Origin of the sequence: Paraburkholderia phosphatilytica (assembly GCF_003443895.1) — a bacterium.
Lineage (GTDB): Bacteria > Pseudomonadota > Gammaproteobacteria > Burkholderiales > Burkholderiaceae > Paraburkholderia > Paraburkholderia phosphatilytica.
The window spans coordinates 191,382-214,781 of the sequence record NZ_QQOA01000010.1; the positions used below are offsets into that span (position 1 = coordinate 191,382).

The 23,400-nt window shown below is 64.6% G+C and carries 22 protein-coding genes and 1 tRNA gene; 10 read left to right on the forward strand and 13 right to left on the reverse strand.

From position 1 onward, the window contains the following. Positions 1-19 precede the first annotated feature (19 nt). The 4 genes from DVS29_RS13500 to DVS29_RS13515 all read right to left on the reverse strand — a co-directional run bounded on the left by DVS29_RS13500 (position 20) and on the right by DVS29_RS13515 (position 4,496). Complete coding sequence (locus tag DVS29_RS13500) at positions 20-1,369, reverse strand: MFS transporter (protein WP_240655579.1); 1,350 nt, start codon at positions 1,367-1,369, stop codon at positions 20-22. Positions 1,370-1,389: 20 nt separating this feature from the next. Continuing rightward, a complete protein-coding gene (locus DVS29_RS13505) occupies positions 1,390-2,391 on the reverse strand; it encodes an amidohydrolase family protein (RefSeq protein ID WP_118180962.1) in 1,002 nt (333 codons plus the stop codon). A gap of 87 nt (positions 2,392-2,478) precedes the next feature. Further along, positions 2,479-3,513 (reverse strand): porin, encoded by a 1,035-nt coding sequence (locus DVS29_RS13510; protein WP_420816104.1) that lies wholly within the window; start codon positions 3,511-3,513, stop codon positions 2,479-2,481. A gap of 119 nt (positions 3,514-3,632) precedes the next feature. After that, positions 3,633-4,496 (reverse strand): amidohydrolase family protein, encoded by an 864-nt coding sequence (locus tag DVS29_RS13515; protein ID WP_118180964.1) that lies wholly within the window; start codon positions 4,494-4,496, stop codon positions 3,633-3,635. Between the two features lie 129 nt (positions 4,497-4,625). On the opposite strand from DVS29_RS13515, the gene DVS29_RS13520 reads away from it, so the two are divergent. Next, complete coding sequence (locus DVS29_RS13520; RefSeq protein ID WP_118180965.1) at positions 4,626-5,588, forward strand: LysR family transcriptional regulator; 963 nt, start codon at positions 4,626-4,628, stop codon at positions 5,586-5,588. Between the two features lie 92 nt (positions 5,589-5,680). Here DVS29_RS13520 and DVS29_RS13525 read toward each other — a convergent pair. From DVS29_RS13525 to DVS29_RS13540, 4 genes are all read right to left on the reverse strand, one after another. Continuing rightward, positions 5,681-5,757: transfer RNA gene (locus tag DVS29_RS13525), tRNA-Met, on the reverse strand. Between the two features lie 91 nt (positions 5,758-5,848). Continuing rightward, a complete protein-coding gene (locus tag DVS29_RS13530) occupies positions 5,849-7,507 on the reverse strand; it encodes an MFS transporter (protein ID WP_118180966.1) in 1,659 nt (552 codons plus the stop codon). Between the two features lie 231 nt (positions 7,508-7,738). Further along, the gene (locus DVS29_RS13535) at positions 7,739-9,331 is read right to left on the reverse strand and encodes a sensor histidine kinase (RefSeq protein WP_240655581.1); all 1,593 of its coding nucleotides are present in this window, start codon (positions 9,329-9,331) and stop codon (positions 7,739-7,741) included. 9 nt (positions 9,332-9,340) lie between these two features. Next, positions 9,341-10,063 (reverse strand): response regulator, encoded by a 723-nt coding sequence (locus DVS29_RS13540; RefSeq protein ID WP_118180967.1) that lies wholly within the window; start codon positions 10,061-10,063, stop codon positions 9,341-9,343. A gap of 263 nt (positions 10,064-10,326) precedes the next feature. Here DVS29_RS13540 and recA point away from each other — a divergent pair, with 263 nt between their 5' ends. The 9 genes from recA (at position 10,327) to DVS29_RS13585 (ending at position 19,318) form a co-directional block, all read left to right on the forward strand. Next, positions 10,327-11,400 carry a recombinase RecA gene (recA, locus tag DVS29_RS13545; protein WP_118181016.1) on the forward strand — a complete coding sequence of 358 codons (1,074 nt, stop codon included), beginning with the start codon at positions 10,327-10,329 and terminating at the stop codon, positions 11,398-11,400. 10 nt (positions 11,401-11,410) lie between these two features. Further along, the gene (gene recX, locus DVS29_RS13550) at positions 11,411-12,139 is read left to right on the forward strand and encodes a recombination regulator RecX (protein WP_118180968.1); all 729 of its coding nucleotides are present in this window, start codon (positions 11,411-11,413) and stop codon (positions 12,137-12,139) included. 126 nt (positions 12,140-12,265) lie between these two features. Further along, positions 12,266-13,060 carry a DUF2889 domain-containing protein gene (locus DVS29_RS13555; protein ID WP_118180969.1) on the forward strand — a complete coding sequence of 265 codons (795 nt, stop codon included), beginning with the start codon at positions 12,266-12,268 and terminating at the stop codon, positions 13,058-13,060. Continuing rightward, complete coding sequence (gene sucC / locus DVS29_RS13560) at positions 13,035-14,204, forward strand: ADP-forming succinate--CoA ligase subunit beta (protein WP_118180970.1); 1,170 nt, start codon at positions 13,035-13,037, stop codon at positions 14,202-14,204. Before DVS29_RS13555 ends, sucC begins: the two co-directional genes overlap by 26 nt. A 126-nt stretch (positions 14,205-14,330) precedes the next feature. Beyond that, on the forward strand, positions 14,331-15,212 hold the full coding sequence (sucD, locus tag DVS29_RS13565; protein ID WP_118180971.1) for a succinate--CoA ligase subunit alpha: 882 nt from the start codon (positions 14,331-14,333) through the stop codon (positions 15,210-15,212). Positions 15,213-15,435: 223 nt separating this feature from the next. Further along, positions 15,436-16,176, forward strand: coding sequence for a TerC family protein (locus tag DVS29_RS13570; RefSeq protein ID WP_118180972.1), 741 nt, complete (start codon positions 15,436-15,438; stop codon positions 16,174-16,176). A 276-nt stretch (positions 16,177-16,452) separates the two neighbouring features. Then, positions 16,453-17,010: a pilin gene (locus DVS29_RS13575; RefSeq protein ID WP_118181017.1), complete on the forward strand. Its 558-nt coding sequence runs from the start codon at positions 16,453-16,455 to the stop codon at positions 17,008-17,010. Positions 17,011-17,185: 175 nt separating this feature from the next. After that, on the forward strand, positions 17,186-18,988 hold the full coding sequence (locus tag DVS29_RS13580) for a PglL family O-oligosaccharyltransferase (RefSeq protein WP_118180973.1): 1,803 nt from the start codon (positions 17,186-17,188) through the stop codon (positions 18,986-18,988). 102 nt (positions 18,989-19,090) lie between these two features. Then, entirely contained in the window at positions 19,091-19,318 is a 228-nt protein-coding gene (locus DVS29_RS13585) for a hypothetical protein (RefSeq protein WP_118180974.1), read from the forward strand. Positions 19,319-19,339: 21 nt separating this feature from the next. On the opposite strand, the gene moaC is transcribed toward DVS29_RS13585, so the two are convergent. The 5 genes from moaC to waaF form a co-directional block, all read right to left on the reverse strand. After that, a complete protein-coding gene (gene moaC, locus DVS29_RS13590; RefSeq protein ID WP_118180975.1) occupies positions 19,340-19,819 on the reverse strand; it encodes a cyclic pyranopterin monophosphate synthase MoaC in 480 nt (159 codons plus the stop codon). A gap of 74 nt (positions 19,820-19,893) precedes the next feature. Then, the gene (locus DVS29_RS13595; RefSeq protein WP_118180976.1) at positions 19,894-20,526 is read right to left on the reverse strand and encodes a DUF2946 family protein; all 633 of its coding nucleotides are present in this window, start codon (positions 20,524-20,526) and stop codon (positions 19,894-19,896) included. Beyond that, on the reverse strand, positions 20,519-21,580 hold the full coding sequence (locus DVS29_RS13600; protein ID WP_118180977.1) for a hydrolase: 1,062 nt from the start codon (positions 21,578-21,580) through the stop codon (positions 20,519-20,521). The genes DVS29_RS13595 and DVS29_RS13600 overlap by 8 nt, the downstream gene beginning before the upstream one ends. A gap of 48 nt (positions 21,581-21,628) precedes the next feature. Further along, the gene (locus DVS29_RS13605) at positions 21,629-22,075 is read right to left on the reverse strand and encodes a nuclear transport factor 2 family protein (protein WP_118180978.1); all 447 of its coding nucleotides are present in this window, start codon (positions 22,073-22,075) and stop codon (positions 21,629-21,631) included. Between the two features lie 135 nt (positions 22,076-22,210). Next, entirely contained in the window at positions 22,211-23,236 is a 1,026-nt protein-coding gene (waaF, locus tag DVS29_RS13610) for a lipopolysaccharide heptosyltransferase II (protein ID WP_118181018.1), read from the reverse strand. Between the last annotated feature and the right edge of the window lie 164 nt (positions 23,237-23,400).

Below are 23,400 nucleotides of genomic sequence, written 5' to 3' on the forward strand. Positions count from 1 at the left end.
GCGCGACGGCACTGCGACCTCACATCGCGCCGCGGGTCTCGCGCGTCAGCAGTGCGGTCATCAGATAAATGAGGCTCACCACCGCAACCGAGATCGCCAGCGTGACGGGCACGGCTTCGACCTGTCTCGCCATGAGCGACACGACCGAAGGCAGCGAACCACCGATCGCGAAGCCGATATTCCAGGAGATCGCGGTTCCGGTCGCACGGATCTCGGTCGGGAACCGCTCGTTCAGCACGATCAGCAACGGCGCGTAGCAAAACGTGCCGATACCGCTCAATGCGATCGTGCAAGCGGCGATAACACCGAAATCATGGGCTTGTCGCAGCACCAGGTACAGCAGCGGCAGCGACACCAGCGATACGGCGCCGTACAGCAACATGCCGCGGCGCCGGCCGATGTAATCGGTCAGTGCGCCGGACAGCACCGACGACACGATCACGCAGATTCCCGAGATGCTCATGATCAGGCCGATCTGCGTTTCCGGAAGGTGGTTCACGATCTTCAGGAAAGTCGGCAGATAGCCCGACGTCAGGTACGACAGTCCGCCGCCCGTCAACGTCAGCAGTACGCAGGCCAGAATCATGCCCTTGTAACCGGCGCGCAAGGTTTCGCGCGGTACGACCGTCCCGGCCGTCTTGCCCTTTTTCGCGGCCAGTGAGAGCCACAGCGGCGATTCCTGCAGCCGTGTGAACACGAACAGGCCGAGCAGCGAACTGGCGAGACCGGAAAAGAACATCAGACGCCAGCCCCAGGCTGCGAAGAGCGGAGCTGGGATCAGCGTGCTGACCAGCACGAAAACGAGCGAAGCGAAGAGCTTGCCAATTCCCGATCCGCCGCCGGAGATGATGCCCGACGCGAGCCCGCGTCTGCCCGGTCCGATCGATTCAGTGCCGAGCGTATGCGTTGCGGCCACCATGCCGCCCATGAACACACCTTGTACGAGGCGCAGGAACAGGAACGCGAGCGGCGCGGCAACACCGATGCTTTGATAGGTCGGCAGCAGGCCCATCAACGCAGTCGACACGCCCACGCCGACTGCGGCCGTCACGAGGGTCCGCTTGCGACCGTGGCGGTCCGAGTAGCGGCCGAAGAAGTAGCCGCCCACCGGACGCATGATCAAGGTCGCGGTGAACGCGCCGTACACCGCGGCGAGCGACAGCATCTGTCGCGACGAGTCGAAAAATACGTGCGCGAGAACCGGCGCCACGTACAGGATGATGAACAGATCGAACAGGTCGAAGGCCCAGCCGAGGCATGAGACCCCGACCGCCTGGACCATCTGCGACCGGGTCAGTTCGAGTTCCGGTGCCGGGGCCGGAGCGTGTTGCAATGGAGTCGGTTGCGCGTACATATCTTTCTGGATCATTGTGTTGTTGCGATGGCTCTTCAACCTGCGCTGCGTGGCGCGTTCAGACCGCCCCGGAACACCCGATAGCCGGTGTCGTGCAATACCTGCGCCTTTTCGGCAGGGTTCAGCAACGCGGTCGCTTCGAACGCTTCCTGGACCATGAGCTTATACGGCATCAACGTATTTCCCTGATCGGAACCCCACATCACACGGTCCGCGCCAAACACGTCGACGACGTGACGAACGAACGCCGCGGTTGAAACGTTCGCGGACTTCAACTGATTGAAAAGCAGCGACGTCACCTTGAAGTACACGTTCGTCTGCGCGGCCAGCGCGGCGTAGACGGGCGTCACGCCATAGTCCGGCGGACCCTCCGGCGCCGGCCAGCCAACGTGGTCCAGCACGATCTTCGTGTGGGGGAAGCGCTGCGCCAGTACGGCGACATGAGGCATCAGTTCGGCCGCCACGGCATGCGAGCCCGGCACGTGTATCGACGGAAAGACCACGACCGCGAGATGCAGGTCGTTGGCGACCTGCCAGACTTTCAGCGCATCCGGAGAATCGAGCCATGGGAACTGGCCGTCTTTCGTCTGCGGGCCGGTCAGGCGTATGCCTGCGATGCCATCGCGCGTCGCGAGGTCCCGCAAAGTCTGCGGCGCGGCCGGGTCGTGCGTGTCCAGCATGACGACCGGCACGATCGACGCCGGATAGGCGTGTGAGACGGCCAGCAGATAGCGGTTGTCGGTTTCGTAGGCCGCGTTGTATTGCACCCCTACGCCGGACTCGACGCCGTTGTCGTGCCACAGTTCGATGAGGTAGTCGGGCGTGTCGGGGCGTGTCCTGATGGTCTCGATGAGTTTCTCTTTCCCCATGTACGCATGTTCCGCATGCAACGGATAGTCTGCGAAGTCATCGGTGAAAAAATGTGCGTGGGTGTCGAACAGCAGCGGCCTCGCGGCCTGCGCATGGCCGAGGCAGGACACGCATGCAAGCACGCATGCCATCGTTACGCGGATCCTCGCTGCACGTGCAAAGCTCATGATTCAAGTCTCCTTGTCCTGCGTGATGAGCCTGTTTTGGCCGGTGCGCGGACGGTGTGCGGTCCGCATCGGTCCTGACGGCACACCTTAGAACGTGTGCTGCATGCCCACACCGAACGTATTGCCGGTTGGATTACCCGAGAGCCTGTCGTACGAGTACACCGCATAAACATAGGTCTGCTTCGAGAGCACGTAGTCGTAAGCGAGGCTGGCCGTATTGCGAACGGTACCGGCCTTCGACGACGTGTTGGCGCTGGTGCGCGCCCATGCGGCCAGAATCCGGTTCGTCACGTTGATGGGCACGGATATTCCGAGCGAATAAGTATGGGACCCTGTGTCCACGCCGACGTTGCTCGTCATCTGCCCCGCCGCGTACAGCTTCACGAAACCCGCGTCGTAGGTGCCGCCGAGCAGGTAGAGGTACTGCCCCGTCTGCGGCGCGACGGCCGCGGTGCGATCGCGTTGCGCCGAGAACACGCCGGTGAACGGGCCATTCACGTACGTCAGATGCAGGCCGAGATCGTCCTTGCCCTGCTGGCCCGTCGTCGAGCTCACCCCATAGATGACGGTTCCCGTCAACCCGCCCCAGGTCGGCGAAACGTACTCGGCTGCGTTCTCCCAGACCGTGTCGCCGATGACCGTGTTGCTGTAACTCGAGGTGTACGACTGGACGATCAGCGGCGAGAAGACGACCGAAGATCCGAATGGATTGACCAGTTGCTGGTTGATGTACGTGGGGTTCGTCTGCAAACCGAACTTGAACGTGCCGTAGCTGCCCGTCAGGCCGGCGTACGCGTTGCGCGAGAACAGTCCATCTGTCGTGTTGCGGCCCATCTGGCCGGTGTTCGGCCGGAAAAAGCTCTCGAGCGAAAAGATGACGGCGTTGCCGTCTCCCAGGTCCTCCCGTCCTCGGATGCCCCAGTACGACGTCGTCATACCGCCGCCTCCCATTTGCACCGTGCTTTGTTTCGCGGTACTGAGCTTCGCGCTGTCGACGTACATGCCGAGCAATCCGTACATCTCCACCTGCGAACTTCCCGACGCTTCGCCGACCGTGTCCGCATGCGCGCCGGGCGATGCCGCCATGATCGTCGCGACGATCATGGCGGCAAGCGAGCGCATTCCTGCTCTCCTCTCCGTCATTCTTCCTGTCTCCAGTTTTATTGATTTTTGGGTACGGCATACCGCGCAGTGCCTATGGCGGGCACTGCCAGTCTTTGGGAACGGACCACAGTTCCGCGTCAACGCCCGTAGAGACGCGCCGGATTCGTGACGAGCAGCTTTTCGAGCAGCTGTGCGTCGGGGCAAAACCGGAACATCAGATCGACCAGTTCGCCATCGTTGGGCATGTCTTTGCTGATGTTCGGGTGCGGCCAATCAGTGCCCCACAGCACGCGGTCGGGGGCCGCTTCGATGAGCGTACGGGCGAAAGGCATGGCGTCGTCGAATGGCCGGCGGCCCGCCGATACACGTTCAGCACCGCAAACCTTCACCCACGCCAGGGGATTGCGCATCAGTTCCAGCAATTGCCTGAACGGCTGTTGATCGAGTCCCGACTCGGACCGGACCCGACCCATGTGATCGATGACGAACGGAACCTGAAGACGTTCGATCCGGTCCGCATACGTCAAGATGTCCTGAGCATCCAGATGGAGCACGACGTGCCAGTCAAGATGCCGGATGCGATGCACGACCTGGTCGAACACGTCGAGGTCGGGCGCGCCGCCCAGATGCGCAACGAAGTTGAAACGCACACCGCGCACGCCTTGCCGGTCGAGGTCGGCCAGCTGCTCGTCGGTGACGCTGCCGTCGACGATCGCTACGCCTCGATAGCGGCCCTGGCTGCGTGCGATGGCATCGAGCATCGCGGTGTTGTCCGTGCCATGACAACTGGCCTGGACGATCACGCCGCGGCTCAGGCCCAGGAAATTGTGAAGCTGGGTGAGGCGCTCGAGCGGCGCATCCGGTGGCGTGTAACTGCGATCAGGCGCATAGGGAAAAATATCGCCTGGCCCAAAGACATGACAGTGCGCATCCCATGCGCCAGCGGGCAAAGCCTCCGCCGGACGGATGGGATTGGGATCGGGCGGCAGGCAGGACTTCATCGAGGCGTCTCCAGCTTGGTTTTCGTGCGATGACGTGGATTCCAAAAGTGAAAGGATTGTGGCCGCCGGGTCCGGGCTTTACAATGCGCATACAACACTAGTTGATATGTGAAAATCACATACCACCGCATGGAACTCAGGCAACTCGAAGCTTTCGTGCACGTCGCGGAATTCGGCAGCTTCACGCGCGCCGCCGCGATGCTGGGCACCGATCAACCGGCATTGAGCCGCCTCGTCCGGCAGCTGGAGGTGCAGGTGCGCCATACGCTGCTGGAGCGCAACGGGCGGGGCGTCACGCTCACGCCGGCCGGCCAGCTCATGCTGGCGCACGCCCAGGGCGTGCTTCAGCAGGTACAGCGAGCCGTGCAGGATCTCGACGAACTGCACGGCACGCTGCGCGGACATTTCAGCATTGGCGTCATTCCAAGCTTCGCGCGGGTCGCCACGCTCGAGCTGGTGCGCCATTTCCGCGCGTCGTTTCCGAACGCGACCATCTCGGTGACGCAAGGTCTGTCGACGTATCTGGTCGAATGGCTGGCAATGGGGCGTATCGACGTTGCCGTGATGTACGACACGTTCGAAACTCCATTGATCAACAAGCGCACCGTTCACACGGAAGAGCTCTTCCTGATCGGTCCGAGTGACGACAAGTCCAAACGCACGGCCGCGGAACGCCTTCCCAAGTCCATCGCGCTGAGTGAGATTGGCCGCTATCCGCTCGTCATTCCAAGTCGCATGCATGCGATCCGCCGCGTGCTTGAGGCGGCTGCCGAGGAGCAGGGCATCAAGCTCAATATCGAGCTCGAAATGGATGCCGTGACGTCGATTCTCGATCTCGTCGCGGAAGGCGTCGGTTACGCGTTGCTGGCACTGAATGCGACCGAGAGCGACGCGCTGAAGCGCCGCTTCCATGCGATCCGCGTGACCGGGCCGACGCTCCATACGCGGCTGGTTCTGGCCACGAGTCGCGCCCATCCCCTTTCGCGCCTCGCGACCCAGGCCACGGCGATGCTCGAGTCGCATGTCGTGCCCCTGTACGGCCGCGCGTCGGAGCATGCCGACAAGGCTCGGCGGCATCGTTCGTCGCCATAGCGCAACGGCCGGGAATGCATCGAGATTCAAGGCTGTCGGGGAGACAAAAACAAAAGGCCGCTGTCCTTTCGGAGCAGCGGCCTTTCAACAACTGGTGGCGAATCAGGGATTCGAACCCCGGACCTGCGGATTATGATTCCGTCGCTCTAACCGACTGAGCTAATTCGCCGTAAGAAGCGGAATTATGGAGATGACGGGCGGGGCTGTCAACCCCTTCCCGTCACATTCCACCTTACGAACTGCTCACGGGGCTCGCAACATCAATCCTGCGCATAGATGTTGGAGTCCTTGGTCTCCTTCACGAACAGCATGCCGATCACGAAGGTCGCGAGCGCGACCACGATCGGATACCACAACCCCGAATAGATGTTGCCCTTCGCCGCGACGATCGCGAACGCCGTCGCCGGCAGGAAGCCGCCGAACCAGCCGTTGCCGATGTGATACGGCAGCGACATCGACGTGTACCGGATCCGCGTCGGGAACATCTCGACCAGCATCGCCGCGATCGGCCCGTACACCATCGTCACGAAGATCACGAGGATCGTCAGGATCACCACCGTCATCGGCCAGTTGATCTGCGATGGATCGGCCTTCGCTGGGTAGCCGGCGGCTTTTAGCGTCGTGCTAAGCGTCTTGTCGAACGCCTTCGCCTTGTCCTTCGCGTCCGGCGCCTTGCCGTCGTAGGTGTCGATGGTCTGGTCACCCACCTTGATCTGCGCAACCGTACCCGCCGGCGCCGCCACGTTGTCGTAGTTCAGGCCGGCCTTCGAGAGCGCGCCCTTCGCGATGTCACACGAAGACGTGAACTTCGCCGTCCCCACCGGGTTGAACTGGAACGAGCACTCGTCCGGATTCGCGATCACGACGATCGGTGCGTGCATCGTCGCGGTTTCGAGCGCCGGGTTCGCGAAGTGCGTAAGCGCCTTGAAGAGCGGGAAGTACGTGAGCGCCGCGATCAGGCAGCCGGCCATGATGATCGGCTTGCGGCCGATCCGGTCTGACAGCGAGCCGAAGAACAGGAAGAACGGCGTGCCGATCAGGAGCGCCAGCGCGATCAGGATGTTCGCGCTCGTGCCGTCCACCTTCAGCGTCTGCGTGAGGAAGAAGAGCGCGTAGAACTGGCCCGTGTACCACACCACCGCCTGGCCGGCCGTCAGGCCGATCAGCGCGAGGATCACGATCTTCAGGTTCTTCCACTGGCCGAACGCTTCGGTCAGCGGCGCCTTCGACGTCTTGCCCTCCGCCTTGATGCGGGCGAACACCGGCGATTCGTTCAGCTGCATCCGGATCCACACCGACACGGCCAGCAGGATGATCGATGCGACGAACGGGATGCGCCAGCCCCACGACGCGAACGCGTCCTCGCTGATCGATGCGCGCACGCCGAGAATCACCAGCAGCGACAGGAACAGGCCGAGCGTCGCGGTCGTCTGGATCCACGCGGTGTAGAAGCCGCGTCGTCCGGCCGGTGCGTGTTCGGCGACGTAGGTCGCCGCGCCGCCGTACTCGCCGCCGAGCGCGAGACCCTGCAGGAGCCGCATCGCGATGAAGATCACCGGCGACGCGAAGCCGATTGCCGCATAGCCGGGCAGAAACCCGACCACGAACGTCGACAGGCCCATGATCACGATCGTGATGAGGAACGTGTACTTGCGTCCGACCAGGTCGCCCAGGCGCCCGAACACGATCGCGCCGAACGGACGCACCGCGAAACCGGCGGCGAAGCCAAGCAGCGTGAAGATGAAGGCGGCCGTTGGATTGACGCCGGAGAAGAAGCTCTTGCTGATGAAGGCCGCGAGCGAGCCGGCCAGGTAGAAGTCGTACCACTCGAACACCGTGCCGAGCGACGAAGCGAAGATCACCCGCTTCTCATCGTTCGTCATCGGCGCGTGCGAAATTTGCCCGCCAATGGTTGCCATGTGTCGTCTCCACGTATTGATATAGGCGCGGTCTCGCCCGGACCGACGTGACCGTGACGCCGATTATTGGTATGGAAACTTACTGCCTACTGACGTGGCGGTGCGTCAAAGCGTGTGGATTTGAATGCGTCGATCTCGCGTTAATGTGCGGCGATGTTCGTGGTTTTGTATTGCAACGTTCGGTAAATTGCTTTAATGACACGCGGTCGCCCACGCCGCTTTCGCGCGGGCTTAGGGAAAGTCCCGTGCCGCTTCCAGCGTCTTCAAGCTGACGCGAACGAGGGTGCCGGCAAGTCTCGGCGACTGCTGGTACACGTTGTCGTAGATCGTGAGCGTGCCGCCATGCATCGACGCGATCTCCCGCACGATCGCGAGGCCGAGTCCGCTGCCGTCGCCTTCGCGGCCCAGTATCCGGTAGAAACGCTCGACCACGCGCTCCCGTTCCGCGGCGGGAATGCCGAGCCCGGTATCTTCCACCTCGAGATGGACGAGGCCGGCAGCAGGCTCATCATCCACGCGCACCCGCACGGTGATCCGGCCGCCGGCGGGCGTGTAGCGGATCGCGTTGTCGATCAGGTTCGACAGCATCTCGCGCAGCATCACGGGATGACCGTCCACGCTGACGGGCGCCTCCGGCCCTTCGTAGCCCAGATCCATCTGCTTCGCGAGCGCGGGCTGCACCCAGTCGCGCACCGCGTGCCGCGCAACGTCCGTCACGTCGACGGGCGCGAAGATCTGCCCGGACATGCGGTTCTCGGCGCGCGCCAGCGCCAGCAACTGCGTGACGAGTCGTGCGGCATGCTCGGAGCTGGTCGCGATCTGCTCCAGCGAGCGGTGCACTTCCGGCGATGCATCCTGCCGCAGCGCGAGTTCGGCCTGCGTGCGCAAGCCGGCGAGCGGGGTCTTCATCTGATGCGCGGCATCGGCGATAAAGCGCTTCTGCAGCTCCATGTTCTGTTCGAGGCGCGTCAGCAGGTCGTTGAACGACGTGACGAGCGGCTCGATCTCCGGCGGCGCGCGGCGCGCCTCCAGCGGCGACAGGTCGTCCGGACGCCGCGCACGAATGTGCGACTGCAGCGCATGCAGCGGCGCAAGTCCGCGCGACAGCCCGAACCATACCAGCACGATCGCGAGCGGCAGGATCACGAACTGCGGCAGGATCACGCCCTTGATGATGTCGTTGGCGAGCTGGCTGCGCTTGTCGAGCGTCTCGCCGACCTGCACCAGCACCGGCTGCGCGCCTGCCTCATGCGGAAACTCGACCGTCGTGTAGGCGACGCGGATCTCGTTGCCGCGCAGCACGTCGTCGCGGAACTCGACGATGCCCGGCTGCGGCCGGTCGTCCTCGCGCGGCAGCGGCATGTCGCGATCGCCGCCCACCAGCTCGCCGCGCGTGCCGAGCACCTGAATGTAGACGTTGTCGATGTTGTCGCCGTGCAGGAAGTCGCGCGTCGAATCGGCGAGCGACAGTTCGGCGACGCCGTTCACCGGATGGATCTGCCGCGCGAGCACGTAGGCATCGGTCTCCAGCGCGCGGTCGAACGGACCGTTCGCGATCGACTTCGCGACCAGATACGTGACCGCGATGCTCATTGGCCACAGCAGCAGTAGCGGCGCCAGCATCCAGTCGAGAATCTCGCCGAACAGCGAGCGCGGGCGCGTTTCGGCGGCGGCTTCGGCTTCGTCAGGCGGCGCGAACGGATTCGCGTAGCGGGCGTCGCGCGCTTCGTCGTCGAGGCTGTCGGCGGTCGCGGCAGGCGGGTGCGCGCCGCCGGCGGATTGCCTGGCGTGCGCCGCCTGGGCGGCCTGGGCGCGGGCCCCCATGCGCGTCTCTTACTTGTAGTGGTGGCTGGCCGGCATCGGCGCGGCCGGCGGGGTGGCGGGAGCTTGCGGCGCCTTCTCGAGGCAGTAGCCAAGGCCGCGCACGGTCACGATCCGCACGCCGCCCGCTTCGAGCTTCTTGCGCAGCCGGTGCACATAGACTTCGATCGCGTTGTTGCTGACTTCCTCGCCCCATTCGCACAGATGATCGACGAGCTGTTCCTTCGACACCAGGCGGCCGATCCGCTGCAGCAGCACTTCCAGCAGCCCCAGTTCGCGCGCCGACAGATCGACCGCCTGGTCGTTGATCCGCGCGATCCGTCCGACCTGATCGAACGACAGCGCGCCATGCCGCACGACCGTCGGACCGCCGCCCGCGCCGCGCCGCGTGAGCGCGCGCACGCGCGCCTCGAGTTCGTTGAGCGCGAAGGGTTTCGCCATGTAGTCGTCCGCACCGAGGTCGAGTCCCTTCACGCGTTCGTCGACGCTATCGGCCGCGGTGAGGATCAGCACGGGCAGCGTGGAATTGCGCGCGCGCAGCCGCCGAAGCACCTCGAGACCGGACATGCGCGGCAGGCCGAGATCGAGGATCAACAGGTCGAACGACTGCATCGACAGGGCCGCGTCGGCCTCGGCGCCGTTCTTCACGTGATCCACGGCATAGGCCGATTGGCGGAGTGATCTGACGAGGCCGTCCGCGAGTATGCTGTCGTCTTCGGCAATGAGGATTCGCATGATCTGCCCAGCGGGCGGGCCGGCGCGAGGCGGTTCGCGACGCGCGGCGGTCTCCGGAAATTTTGCGTGGAAAGGCGTTTCGTGCCGGCGCCCGGTGCGCTGTTGTTTGCGTGCACGGGCGTTGAAACGGGCTTGCCAAAACCACTGTTTTTTTATACAGTGTCTGCATTCCGTGCGCAATGTTCATCTTCTTCATGAAGAATGGCGTGAAGATGGGTTGCACGCGTGCATCAGACGCCGTTCATCATAGCAAAGGACGATTCATGGAAGAAAGCAAGAAAGGCTCGGCTGGACTGACGGCTGAAAAGAGCAAGGCCCTCGCTGCCGCGCTTGCACAGATCGAAAAGCAGTTCGGCAAAGGGTCGATCATGCGGCTCGGTGACGGCGACGTGGTCGAAGACATCCAGGTGGTGTCCACCGGCTCGCTCGGTCTGGATATCGCGCTTGGCGTCGGCGGTTTGCCGCGCGGCCGCGTGGTCGAAATCTACGGCCCGGAATCGTCGGGCAAGACCACGCTGACGCTGCAGGTCATCGCCGAAATGCAGAAGATCGGCGGCACGGCGGCATTCATTGACGCGGAACACGCGCTTGACGTGCAATACGCGAGCAAGCTCGGCGTGAACGTGCCGGAACTGCTGATCTCGCAGCCGGACACCGGCGAGCAGGCACTCGAAATCGCGGACGCACTCGTGCGTTCGGGCTCGATCGACATGATCGTGATCGACTCGGTCGCGGCGCTGGTGCCAAAGGCCGAAATCGAAGGTGAGATGGGTGATTCGCTGCCGGGTCTGCAGGCTCGTTTGATGTCGCAGGCGCTGCGCAAACTCACGGGCACGATCAAGCGCACGAACTGCCTCGTGATCTTCATCAACCAGATCCGGATGAAGATCGGCGTGATGTTCGGCAACCCGGAAACCACCACGGGCGGTAACGCGCTGAAGTTCTACGCGTCGGTGCGTCTCGACATTCGCCGTATCGGCTCGATCAAGAAGAACGACGAAGTGATCGGCAACGAAACGCGCGTGAAGGTCGTGAAGAACAAGGTGTCGCCGCCGTTCCGAGAGGCCGTGTTCGACATCCTGTATGGCGAAGGCATTTCGCGTCAGGGCGAAGTGATCGACCTCGGCGTGCAGGCGAAGATCGTCGACAAGGCGGGTGCGTGGTACAGCTATAACGGCGAACGCATCGGCCAGGGCAAGGACAACGCGCGTGAATTCCTGCGCGAAAATCCGGACATCGCGCGCGAGATCGAAAACCGCATCCGCGAATCGCTGGGCGTCACCGCGATGCCGGCAGGTGCATCGGCGGACGTCGAAGTCGCGGACGAAGAAGAGTAATCGCTTCGCGATGCGCAAGGGTCGGCCGGAATCCGCCAGGGTGCCGGTCGCCGGGCAGAACGCCGGCGACGACCCTTGCCATTCATCGCGTGACAACGTGCGCGACGAGTTCGACTCGGGTAAAGACCCATTCGAAGCCTTCGACGCCCACGACATCGAAGCTGGGCACACCGGCCCGCGCGCCGGCGCATCTGCCAGTACCGGCACATCGTTCAGCCGCACATCCGAGCGATTCGCCAAGTCCAGCGATTCCTCAAACGATGGCGGCACAACATCCTCCTCGCGCCCAGCTCGCTCGCTGAAAAGCCGCGCCATGGGTTACCTGTCGCGCCGCGAGTACAGCCGCGCGGAACTCTCGCGCAAGCTGATTTCCTACACCGACAACGCCGACGAACTCGAGAAGCTGCTGGATCTGCTTGAAAGCGAGAACTGGCTGTCGGACTCGCGCTTCGCGGAGAGCCTGATTCATCGCCGCGCATCGCGGCTTGGCGCGAGCCGTATCGTCGGCGAGTTGAAGCGGCACGCGGTGGATGCCACGTTGATCGAAGAGGCGAGCAGCCAGTTGCGCGAAACGGAACTCGCACGTGCGCAGGCCGTCTGGCGCAAAAAGTACGGTGAGCTACCCGCCACGCCGGCGGAGCGCGCGCGTCAGGCGCGCTTCCTTGCAGCACGCGGATTTTCGACGGCCACGATCGGCAAGATCCTCAAAGGCCTCGACGAAGAATGGCTCGAAGACTGAGCGGCAAGCGTCCCACAATCCACCGCGCATCCACTGCCAGCACGGCCTTGCTGGCCTCGGCCTGTCTCGAATACCCAGTATGTTAAAATTCGGAGGTTTTCCAATCTACCGGCCGGTCGCTTTCTCATGCCGCTCTCTTCCCCCGTATCGCGTCAGTTGCGGCATCGCCGCGCAATACGAGCGGAAGCCTATGAGCGCGCGGACGGTCTGTGGGATATCGAAGCCTGCCTGACGGACGAAAAGCCGCGCGACACCCTGCTGTCCACCGGCGTCCGCCCTAAAGGCCTGCCGATCCACGAGCTCTGGTTGCGCATCACGATCGACACGTCCATGAACGTCGTCGGTGCAGAAGCCTCGTCCGACTGGGTTCCCTATCCCGGTCTCTGTGAAGTCTCCAATCCCGCCTATCGGGCCCTCATCGGGCTCAATCTGCTCCGCAATTTCCGTCGCGATGTCGCCCGGGTGCTCGGCGGCACGACTGGCTGCACCCATCTCACTGAACTGTGCGCCGTGTTGCCCACGGCCGCGGTGCAGGCGTTCGCGGGCACCGTCTGGAACACGCGGGACAGTTCGGCGGACGAGACTTCGCGGTCCGGCGCGAAAGCCGCAACGGCGTCAGGCGGCCATCAAAATGGCGTCGTAGGATCGAACGACACACCGCCGTTTCAGCTCGGCCGCTGCCACGCGCTGCGCTTCGACGGCGAAGCGGTGCGGCAGTACTACCCACGCTGGTACGGCCATCCGCCGCATCCAGCCAAAGGTGCTGGCAGCACGGATGCCCCAACCCGCGTGAATCACGCAAACGGCGCAGGCTCCAGCCCGGTCGGCGCGCAGCAAGAAAACAAGACAGACAACATCGAAGTTCAATCCAACTCTCAGACTGAAGGAATCACGCATGAAGATTCACGAGTACCAGGGTAAGGAAATCCTGCGGAAATTCGGCGTCGCGGTCCCGCGCGGCAAGCCGGTGTTCTCGGTGGAAGATGCGGTCAAGGCCGCCGAAGAACTGGGCGGCCCGGTATGGGTCGTCAAGGCACAGATCCACGCAGGTGGTCGAGGCAAGGGCGGCGGCGTGAAGGTCGCAAAGTCGCTCGATCAGGTCCGTGAGTACTCGAACCAGATCCTCGGCATGCAGCTGGTCACGCACCAGACCGGTCCGGAAGGCCAGAAGGTCAACCGCCTGCTGATCGAAGAAGGCGCCGACATCAAGAAGGAACTGTACGTCGGTCTCGTCATCGATCGCGTGTCGCAGAAGGTCGTCGTGATGGCCTCGAGCGAAGGCGGCATGGACATCGAGGAAGTCGCCGCGAAGACGCCGGAAGCGATCCACAAGGTCGCGGTGGATCCGTCGGTTGGCCTGAAGGACGCCGAAGCGGACGACCTCGCGAAGAAGATCGGCGTGCCCGACGCTTCGATCCCGCAAGCGCGCGCGATCCTGCAAGGTCTCTACAAGGCCACGTGGGAAACGGACGCATCGCTCGCCGAAATCAACCCGCTGATCCTGACGGGCGACGGCAAGGTGATCGCGCTGGACGCGAAGTTCAACTTCGACTCGAACGCGCTGTTCCGTCATCCGGAAATCGTCGCGTACCGTGACCTCGACGAAGAAGATCCGGCCGAAATCGAAGCGTCGAAGTTCGACCTCGCGTACATCTCGCTCGACGGCAACATCGGCTGTCTCGTGAACGGCGCGGGCCTCGCGATGGCGACGATGGACACCATCAAGCTGTTCGGCGGCGAACCGGCGAACTTCCTCGATGTCGGCGGCGGCGCGACGACCGAGAAGGTCACCGAAGCGTTCAAGCTGATGCTGAAGAACCCGAACCTGACGGCGATTCTCGTCAACATCTTCGGCGGCATCATGCGTTGCGACGTGATCGCCGAAGGCGTGATCGCGGCTTCGAAGGCGGTGCACCTGCAGGTGCCGCTCGTCGTGCGCATGAAGGGCACGAACGAAGACCTCGGCAAGAAGATGCTCAAGGACTCCGGCCTGCCGATCATCTCGGCGGACAGCATGGAAGAAGCAGCGCAGAAGGTTGTCGCCGCCGCTTCCGGCCAGGCCTGATCGCTACGGCGCATCTCTTACCGAATCACGAATGACGAATGGCGGCGCACGAGCGGCGCGGGCGCGCAGCAACCCGCCGCCGGATCGCCGGGACTCGTGCGACGCCAACCGAATAGAGGTCAATACATGTCGATTCTGATCAACAAAGACACCAAGGTCATCACGCAGGGCATCACCGGCAAGACCGGTCAGTTCCACACGCGCGCCTGCCGCGAGTACGCCAACGGCCGCGAAGCGTTCGTCGCGGGCGTGAACCCGAAGAAGGCCGGCGAAGACTTCGAAGGCATTCCGATCTACGCGAGCGTGAAGGAAGCGAAGGCCGAGACCGGCGCGACCGTGTCGGTCATCTACGTGCCGCCCGCGGGCGCCGCTGCCGCGATCTGGGAAGCGGTCGAAGCCGACCTCGATCTCGCGATCTGCATCACGGAAGGCATTCCGGTTCGCGACATGATCGAAGTGAAGGACCGTATGCGCCGCGAAGGCCGCAAGACGCTGCTGCTCGGACCGAACTGCCCGGGCACGATCACGCCGGACGAACTGAAGATCGGCATCATGCCGGGTCACATCCACCGCAAAGGCCGCATCGGCGTCGTGTCGCGTTCGGGCACGCTGACGTATGAAGCCGTGGGCCAGCTGACGGCGCTGGGCCTCGGCCAGTCGTCGGCGGTCGGTATCGGCGGCGACCCGATCAACGGTCTGAAGCACATCGACGTGATGAAGATGTTCAACGACGATCCGGATACGGACGCCGTCATCATGATTGGCGAGATCGGCGGTCCGGACGAAGCGAACGCCGCCTACTGGATCAAGGACAACATGAAGAAGCCGGTGGTCGGCTTCATCGCGGGCGTCACGGCGCCTCCGGGCAAGCGCATGGGCCACGCCGGCGCGCTGATCTCGGGCGGTGCGGATACGGCCGACGCGAAGCTGGAAATCATGGACGCATGCGGCATCAAGGTCACGAAGAACCCGTCCGAGATGGCCCGTCTGCTGAAGTCGATCCTGTGATGTCGACGCCGGTTGCGCGGCTTCGCTTCATCGGAGCGTAGCGGCGGTACTGGCAAAAGCGGCAACAGCGGCAACAGCGGCACGAAAGAGCAGTCGTAAGCGGTTCGGCAGATTTTCACGAATTTGCTATCCTTACGAACCTCTTTCGTCAGAGCCGGATCCAAAGCGAGGGAGTGCATTGCGCTCCCTCGCTTTTTTTCGGCCCTTCGTTCCGCACGTGTCCATGCCTGAATTCTTCACGACGCTTCATTGGGGCGCCGTCCTCCAGATCATCGTGATCGACATCCTGCTCGGCGGCGACAACGCGGTCGTGATCGCGCTCGCGTGCCGCAACCTGCCGGCGCAACAGCGGCTGCAGGGCATCGTGTGGGGCACGGTCGGCGCGATCCTGTTGCGCATCGTGCTGATCGCGTTTGCGGTCACGCTGCTCGACGTGCCGTTCCTGAAGTTCGCGGGCGGTCTGCTGCTGCTGTGGATCGGCGTGCGTCTGATGGCTCCCGCGCACGATTCGCACGACAACGTGAAGCCCGCCGACCAACTCTTCGGCGCGATCAAGACGATCATCGTCGCCGACGCGGTGATGAGCGTCGACAACGTGATCGCCATTGCCGGCGCGGCCGAAGCGGCGGACCCGGAGCATCGTCTCGCGCTCGTGATCTTCGGGCTGCTCGTCAGCATTCCGCTGATCGTGTGGGGCAGCCAGCTCGTGCTGAAGCTGCTCGACCGCTTCCCGGTCGTGATCACGTTCGGCGCCGCGCTGCTCGGCTGGATCGCGGGCGGCCTGATCATCAACGATCCGGCGGGCGACCGCTGGCCCGCGCTCGACGCGCCGCTCGCGATCTACGGCATGGAGGTCGCGTGCGCGTTATTCGTGGTGGCAGTCGGTTATGCGGTCAAGCGCCGGAACGCGGCGCGAGCGGCACGCGTCGCCACGGGCAACGGCGCTCCGCCGGGCTCTCGTTAGTCCCTTCTTCACAGCGGACGTTAGCCATTCGGCCGACTGCGCCGCAAACATCGCGCTGGATACGATCGAAGCGCCTGTTCCGATGGTCGGAGCAGGCGCTTTCGCCTCTGGAGCCCGCCGATGTCTGAAACTGCTTCCGCCGCCGTGGTGTTTTCCCACGCTCTCGTTACGTCCGCATCCGCCGTTGCGCCCGAACTGCTTTCCATTGCCGCGAGCCGATCCTCCGCGCCAGGCTCGCCCGGCCCGGTGCCTTCGGTGTCGTCGGCGCGCCTGCACATGCCGCCGCGTCCGTCCGCAAATCTCGTCGTTGGCCGCTACGTCGCGTTTGGCTTCACGCTGATCGAGCTGATGATCGTGCTGGCGATCGTCGGTGTGATCGCCGCGTATGCGATCCCTGCGTATCAGGACTATCTCGCGCGCAGCCGCGTCGGCGAAGGGCTGTCGCTCGCGAACTCGGCGCGGCTCGCGGTCGCTGAAAACGTCGCGAGCGGGAGCGCGTTCTCCGGCGGCTATGCGTCGCCCAATGCGACGCGCAACGTCGAATCGATCCACATCGACGACGACACCGGCCAGATCACCGTCGCTTTCACGACTCGTGTCGCACCGGCGGGCTCGAACACGATGGTGCTGGTGCCGTCCGTGCCCGACAACGCCGATATGCCCACTGCGCGCGTTGCGCTCGCAAAGGGTGCGGTGCAGGCCGGTTCGCTGACCTGGGAGTGCTTTGCCGGCGGGAAGGCTGCGTCGTCGCTGCCGGCGCCGGGTTCAGGTCCGATGCCCGCGGTCGCCGCCACGCTGCCTGGCAATCTCGCGCCGCCCGAATGCCGTGGATGATGCGGGCGGTTTGCATCGGGTGAAGATGAAGGTGCGGTAAGCGGGTGTGGCGTTTGCTCCGATCGAGCGATCGCGATGAGTTGTCGTGATTTGGGCGAATTTGCCCGCAGCCGGCGCACAGCGTAGGAATTTTTTTGTATAGTGCGCCGGTTGCCGATGCCCCACCCACTCATTCATGCCTACACCCCTGACGCCGATTTCGCGCTACCTCTCCCTCGTTCTGCTGGCTATTGCGTTGATCCTGCCGTACGCGGTCACGGTCCATACGTATCCGATTCCGACGTTCTACTCGGAATACACCGCGCTGGCGCTGTACCTGCTGCTGGGCGCGTCGCTCGTGCTGTTCGCCGCGTGCGCGCGCGAGCCGCTACGTGTCGGCATGCCGACGGTCGCCCTCGTGCCCTTGCTGTTCGGCGTGCTGCTGATCGCGCAGACCGTCGTGCTGCCGGTCGCGCAACCGTCGATCAACTGGCTCGGCGCGGGGTACCTGCTTGCGGCGCTGATGGCCACGTACGCCGGCTTCGTGTTCAACCGCGCGAACCTGATGGAGACCGCGCTGCGCTGGGCGGCCGTCGCGCTGGTGCTGGGCGGTCTGTTCGCGGTGTTCTGCCAGGTGATCCAGCTGTTCCATCTCGAGCCGAAGGTGTCGCCGCTCGTCGTGTCGTACAACGTGCTGATCGAACGTCGGCCGTTCGGCAACATGGCGCAGGCGAATCACCTCGCTACCTACATCGCGTTCGCGGCCGCGGGTGCGCTGTTCCTTACGCAGACGCGCCGGTTGCCGGTGCTCGTGTGGGCGGTGCTGTCCGTGATCTTCAGCGCGGGGCTCGCGCTCACGGTGTCGCGCGGGCCGTGGCTGCAGATGGGCGTGATCGTCGTGGCCGGCTTCTGGATGGCGTTCGCGGAAGGGCGCCGCAATCCGGGTCGACCGGGCAATGTGCGCGAGTGGCTGATTCCCGTGGTGCTGTTCGCGCTCTTCGTCGCGGTGAACGCGGGCATCCGCTGGGCCAACGTGCACTATCACCTCGAACTCGACGAATCCGCCGCCGACCGCTTCAAGGACGCGCGCCAGATCGCGCCGCGCATCGCGCTGTGGAAGTACGGCTGGACGATGTTCCGGATGCATCCGCTGCTCGGCGTCGGCTGGGGCGATTTTCCGCGCTATCAGTTCGATCTCGTGCGCGCGCTCGGCGGCGTCGAGATCGCGAACAACGCGCACGACATCTTCCTCGATCTGCTCGCGAAGACGGGCGTCGTGGGTGTTGCGATCGTGCTGGTCGGACTGCTGGCGTGGCTGCTGCGCGTCGTGCTGGCGCCGCATACCGCGGCGCGCATTTTCGGTGTCGCGTTGATCGGTGTGCTGGTGATGCATGCGCTCGTCGAATATCCGCAGCAGTACATGTTCTTCCTGCTGCCGGCGATGTTCGTGTTCGGCCTGCTCGAGACGAAGCCGGTGCGCGCGGCGGCACCGGGGCTCGCGTTTGGCGCGTTCGCCGTGATCGCGTTCGGCGGTATCGCGGCGCTGTATCCGGTGTATCGCGACTATGCGCGCGCCGAAGTGCTGTACTACGGATCGCGGCCCGCGGAACAGTACCAGGCCGATCCGTCGACGCTCTTCCAGGCGTGGGGCGAATACGGGATGGCGACGCTCCTGCCGATGGATTCGAACGATCTGCCGTACAAGCTCGCGATGCATCGTCAGGCGATCGCGCTGTTGCCGGGCGAGACGGTGCTGCGTCGCTATGCGGTGTTGCAGGCGCTGAACGGCGATACCGCTGACGCCTACGATACGGTGGAGCGGCTGAAAATCTTCGCGCAGGAACTGCACGACTGGCCGACGCAACTCGCGTATCTGTATCAGCTCTGCGACGAGCAGAAGACGCTGGCCGGCTTCAAGGATGAACTGGTGAAGAAGTACGGCACGCCGCCGAAGGGCATCATCGATAACAGCGATGACGAGGGTGATGACGATTCGTGATCGCGCTGCCCGGCATCGTGTCGCACCACTGATGCCGGGTTCTACCACTCGGGCCGGATACGCCATCCGCAATCGGGTTATCACCAAGGCAAAGGCGGCAGCATGAACTGGTTACTGGATCGCCTGCTGTTGATTGTGACCGCGGTTGCGCTTGGCGCTGCCGCATGGGCCTTCTATCGCTTCACCGGCGAGTGGGCTGCCCCGATCCTGCTGACCGTCACCTTCATCAGCCTGATTGCGGACAACTTCAGGTTGCGCAAGCTGTTGCGAGACAACGGCATCGACGCTCGCTCGGCCCGTCGTCAACGGTGGGAACAGCGCAAGCGCTGACGCAGTCGACACAACAACGACCTAGCCTTCCGCCACCCAATCCCCCGACTTCCCCCCATGCTTCTCCATCACCTTCACGTCGGTGATGGTCATCCCGCGATCGACAGCCTTGCACATGTCGTACACAGTCAGGAGCCCGACCTGCACCGCAGTCAGCGCCTCCATTTCGACACCGGTGCGCCCGAGCGTCTCGACCTGCGCGGTGCAGTGCACGCCGGGTAGCGCATCGTCGAACGCGAAGTCGACCGTGACGCGCGTCAACGCGAGCGGATGGCACAGCGGGATCAGGTCGGAAGTGCGTTTCGCGCCCTGAATCGCGGCGACTCGCGCAACGCCGATCACATCGCCTTTCTTCGCGTTGCCGCCGCGAATCAGCGCGAGCGTGTCGGGCAGCATGCGGATCGAGCCGCGCGCGACAGCGATGCGCTTCGTCTCGTTCTTCCCGCCGACGTCCACCATATGCGCCTGGCCGGCCGCATCGAAGTGTGTGAGATCAGGCATGACTGGTTGGGCTCCTATCGAGGGCGCCTATCTTAGCAGCGTCGCCGCGCGACACGGTCTGCTCGCGCCTCGGTTCAGCCGCGACCAGCTGAGGCTTGCGCAGGACTCGCAACGAATCCAAACCGCGTCGCGACACCGGCACGCGCGATCGGCAGCAGCTTCAGGTCGCGGCCAGCGCGCCAGTGAAACTCGCCGGCGTGTGCGCCGAGGCCATCCGCCGCATCGTCAGCCAGCGTCGCGTGCTCCGCGAACAGATCGAGATCGTGATCGTGCAGCACCGCTACACGTGCAGCAGGCGCGGCACGCGAGCCTTCGTCGGAAGAAGCCGCCTCCACGAACAGCACACCGCCTTCGTCATCGAGGTAGGCCTCTGCGGGCTCGAACCCGACGCCAGCCTGATCGGTCAGCGTGAGCGTACCGCTCGTGTCGTCTTCCGCCAGCCGCACGACCCACGGCGTGTAACCCAGCTCGACGTACACGCGCTGCGGACCGTTCTGGAAGAACCACTGTCCTCGATCGTCGCACTCGTAGTTGCGGTTGATGAACGCGAGCAGCGCGGTATGACGGATCGGCTCGCCGGCGAGGCCCTGCGCCTGCGCCGCTTCGTCGCGCATCCGCCACGTGCCGCGCCGGTCGAGCATCAGCCAGCCGGTGCAATGCGGAACGTTGGGCCAGCGCGCGAGCGCCTGTTTGACGATCTCATCCATGATGGGTGTGCGGAGCGAGGTAACCGAAGACGCGTTGCGCGAGCCAGTCGACGCGGCCCGGGAACGGTCCGGTCATGAAGCCGACGTGGCCGCCGTGCGCGGGCTGATCCAGTTCGACCGCGGCGGACACTTCATGCCGCGCGGGCAGCACCGCCGACGGCAGGAACGGATCGTTGCGCGCGTTCAGCACGAGCGTCGGCACCGTGATGTGCGGCAGCAGCGGACGGGTGGTCGCGCGGGTCCAGTAGTCGTCGGTATCGCGAAAGCCGTGCAGCGGCGCCGTGACGACGTTGTCGAACTCGTACATCGTGCGGCTCGCGCGCATCGCGGCACCGTCGAACAGGCCCGGGAACTGCGCGAGCTTCTGCTCGGCCTTCGTCTTCAGCGTTTTCAGGAAGCTGCGCGTATAGACGATGCCGAAGCCCTGCGACAGCGCGACGCCGCCCGCGTGCACGTCGAGCGGTGCGGAGATCGCGGCGGCCGCGCTGACGAAGGCCGCGTCGGCCTGCCGTTCGCCGAGCCAGCGCAGCAGCACATTGCCGCCAAGCGACACGCCCGCCGCGACGAGCGGCCCCGGGTGCGCCGCGTGCAACCGACGCAGCACCCAGTCCACTTCGTGACTGTCGGCAAGGTGATAGAAGCGCGGCAGCAGGTTGAGCGGCCCGCTGCAGCTGCGAAAGTGCGGCACGACCGCATGCCAGCCGCGCGCGCGGGCCATCGCCATCAGCGACAGCGCGTAGTGCGACGTCGAGCTGCCTTCCAGCCCGTGAAACAGCACGAAAAGCGGCGCATCGGGCGCGGGCGGCTCGGCGTGGACGAGCCAGTCGAGCTCGATGAAGTCGCCGTCGGGCGTATCCCAGCGTTCGCGACGGTAGCTGACCTGCGGCAGCCGCGCGAAGAGCGCCGGCACGATGGTCTGCAGATGGTTGTTCGGCAGCCAGAGGGGCGCGCGGTAGTCGAAGAGGGCGCCCGCGCTTTCGATCACGGTGGCAACCGCGTTCGCCGCTGCCTGTGCAGCGCGCCCAGCCGGCGTGTCGTCGCGTGTCGTGCTCATGCTACTGCTGTCCTCAAAAACCACGGCGGGATGGCCGCCGCTCCCGCGTCAGTGCAACGGCCCCTGATTGCGCCGCATCTTCGCGGCGAACTGGCCCGCGGCGTCGTCGGGCATCGGGCTCGCGTGAATGTGCGCGATCTTCCACTCGCCGCGTTCGTGGACCATCACGTAAGTCGTGAACACCATCGAAGGCAGCGCGGCCGGATCGGCCGGACGATGCGCCTCCGCGATCGCGTAGACGACGGTGCCGAGACTGTCGTACACACGGATATCGAGCGGCTCGATCGACACCGAACGCGCTTCGAGCTGAACCGCGAGCCCGTTGCGGATGTTGTCGATGCCATGCAGGTGCGAGCCGTCGGCGCAGATGCAGCTCACGAACTCTTCGTCGATCCACAGCCCCATCAGGCTGTCGATGTTCACCTCGGCAACGGCCTGGTACCAAGCGTTCAGTGTATCGGCAGCGGCTTCGAAGATGTGGGCAAAACGTGGCATGGCGCGTCAGTCTCTTTCGCGGCCTGACGGCCGCGGTTGCGGGTTCTGCGGTCGGCGTGACCACCGCGAGCATGCCAGCGCCGCAAGGCGCGAACATGACGCGGTGATGGCGCGGCGAATCAGCTGCGCGGCCCGTCAGCGTTGCGCGAGCAGGATGTCGCGCAGATCGCCGAAGACCTGTTCGGGGCTCAGTTGCCGCAGGCAGTTCAGATGGCCAAGCGGGCACTCGCGCTCGAAACACGGACTGCACTCGAGATGCAGCCATTGTACCTTTGCGAGATCGGACAGGGGCGGGGTGTGGCGCGGGTCCGTCGAGCCGTAGATCGCGACGAGCGGCCGGCGCAAGGCCGCTGCGACGTGCATCAGGCCGGAGTCGTTCGTGATCACCGCGTTGGCCCGGGCGATCAGCGCGCAGGCCTCGCCGAGCGCGGTCTGGCCGCACAGGTTGCGCACGTTGTGGGCTGCATCGGCGATGGCCTGCGCGATCGGCGCGTCTTTCGACGAACCCAGCGCGACGATCTGCGTGTAAGGGAACGACTGGCCGATCATCTTCGCGAGCGCCGCGAACTGCTCGGGCGGCCAGCGTTTCGCGGGGCCATATTCGGCGCCCGGCACGAACACCAGCAGCGGCACGCGGTTGTCGAGGTTGAAGCGCGCGGACACCCGCGACGATTCGTTGAGATCCGCTTCCAGCCGCGGCATCGGCAGGTCGTCGGGCACCTTCGCGCCGGGCGCGTACGCGAGCGCCGCGTACTGGCCGGCCATCGGCGGCCGTTCGTCCTTGCGCGGATTCGCGTGCCGCACGTTCAGGAGACCGTAGCGGCTTTCGCCGGTGTAGCCGATGCGCAGCGGAATGTTCGCGAGCCACGGGATCAGCGCCGATTTCAGCGAATTCGGCAGCACGTACGCGGCGTCGTACTTCACGTCGCGCAGGTCGCCCGCAAGTTGCCAGCGGCGCAGAAGCTGCAGCTTGCCGTGCGCGAGATCGGTCGCGTAGACGTCGCGGATCTCCGGCATGCGTTCGAGGACGGGTGCGACCCACGTGGGCGCGATCGCATCGATCGCAATACGGGGGTGCAGTTTCACGAGCCGCGACAGAAGCGGCTGCGCCATCAATGCGTCACCGATCCAGTTCGGTGCGATAACGAGCGCGCGGCGCATCGACATGAATGACGGGTTCCGGTGTCGGATGAATGCGCCGCGTGCGCTTTCGCGCGCGGCGTTCGGGTTGTGCGGGAACAGGGAGCCGCCGCGTGGGCGGACGGCATGGCGAAAGCGGTACGCGGCTGCACCGTTGCGAGCGCGTTACGGCGGCCCACCCGGCG

What these genes read in the sequence shown, in the direction of transcription:
- DVS29_RS13510 (WP_420816104.1), bottom strand. Translation starts at nt 3,513, where the DNA reads ATGCGCTCGCTTGCCGCCATGATCGTCGCGACGATCATGGCGGCATCG.
- sucD (WP_118180971.1), top strand. Translation starts at nt 14,331, where the DNA reads ATGTCGATTCTGATCAACAAAGACACCAAGGTCATCACGCAGGGCATC.
- DVS29_RS13500 (WP_240655579.1), bottom strand. Translation starts at nt 1,369, where the DNA reads ATGATCCAGAAAGATATGTACGCGCAACCGACTCCATTGCAACACGCT.
- DVS29_RS13585 (WP_118180974.1), top strand. Translation starts at nt 19,091, where the DNA reads ATGAACTGGTTACTGGATCGCCTGCTGTTGATTGTGACCGCGGTTGCG.
- DVS29_RS13555 (WP_118180969.1), top strand. Translation starts at nt 12,266, where the DNA reads ATGCCGCTCTCTTCCCCCGTATCGCGTCAGTTGCGGCATCGCCGCGCA.
- DVS29_RS13605 (WP_118180978.1), bottom strand. Translation starts at nt 22,075, where the DNA reads ATGCCACGTTTTGCCCACATCTTCGAAGCCGCTGCCGATACACTGAAC.
- DVS29_RS13530 (WP_118180966.1), bottom strand. Translation starts at nt 7,507, where the DNA reads ATGGCAACCATTGGCGGGCAAATTTCGCACGCGCCGATGACGAACGAT.
- DVS29_RS13595 (WP_118180976.1), bottom strand. Translation starts at nt 20,526, where the DNA reads ATGGATGAGATCGTCAAACAGGCGCTCGCGCGCTGGCCCAACGTTCCG.
- sucC (WP_118180970.1), top strand. Translation starts at nt 13,035, where the DNA reads ATGAAGATTCACGAGTACCAGGGTAAGGAAATCCTGCGGAAATTCGGC.
- waaF (WP_118181018.1), bottom strand. Translation starts at nt 23,236, where the DNA reads ATGCGCCGCGCGCTCGTTATCGCACCGAACTGGATCGGTGACGCATTG.
- DVS29_RS13570 (WP_118180972.1), top strand. Translation starts at nt 15,436, where the DNA reads ATGCCTGAATTCTTCACGACGCTTCATTGGGGCGCCGTCCTCCAGATC.
- DVS29_RS13515 (WP_118180964.1), bottom strand. Translation starts at nt 4,496, where the DNA reads ATGAAGTCCTGCCTGCCGCCCGATCCCAATCCCATCCGTCCGGCGGAG.
- recA (WP_118181016.1), top strand. Translation starts at nt 10,327, where the DNA reads ATGGAAGAAAGCAAGAAAGGCTCGGCTGGACTGACGGCTGAAAAGAGC.
- DVS29_RS13540 (WP_118180967.1), bottom strand. Translation starts at nt 10,063, where the DNA reads ATGCGAATCCTCATTGCCGAAGACGACAGCATACTCGCGGACGGCCTC.
- DVS29_RS13520 (WP_118180965.1), top strand. Translation starts at nt 4,626, where the DNA reads ATGGAACTCAGGCAACTCGAAGCTTTCGTGCACGTCGCGGAATTCGGC.
- recX (WP_118180968.1), top strand. Translation starts at nt 11,411, where the DNA reads ATGCGCAAGGGTCGGCCGGAATCCGCCAGGGTGCCGGTCGCCGGGCAG.
- DVS29_RS13575 (WP_118181017.1), top strand. Translation starts at nt 16,453, where the DNA reads ATGCCGCCGCGTCCGTCCGCAAATCTCGTCGTTGGCCGCTACGTCGCG.
- DVS29_RS13535 (WP_240655581.1), bottom strand. Translation starts at nt 9,331, where the DNA reads ATGGGGGCCCGCGCCCAGGCCGCCCAGGCGGCGCACGCCAGGCAATCC.
- DVS29_RS13580 (WP_118180973.1), top strand. Translation starts at nt 17,186, where the DNA reads ATGCCTACACCCCTGACGCCGATTTCGCGCTACCTCTCCCTCGTTCTG.
- DVS29_RS13505 (WP_118180962.1), bottom strand. Translation starts at nt 2,391, where the DNA reads ATGAGCTTTGCACGTGCAGCGAGGATCCGCGTAACGATGGCATGCGTG.
- DVS29_RS13600 (WP_118180977.1), bottom strand. Translation starts at nt 21,580, where the DNA reads ATGAGCACGACACGCGACGACACGCCGGCTGGGCGCGCTGCACAGGCA.
- moaC (WP_118180975.1), bottom strand. Translation starts at nt 19,819, where the DNA reads ATGCCTGATCTCACACACTTCGATGCGGCCGGCCAGGCGCATATGGTG.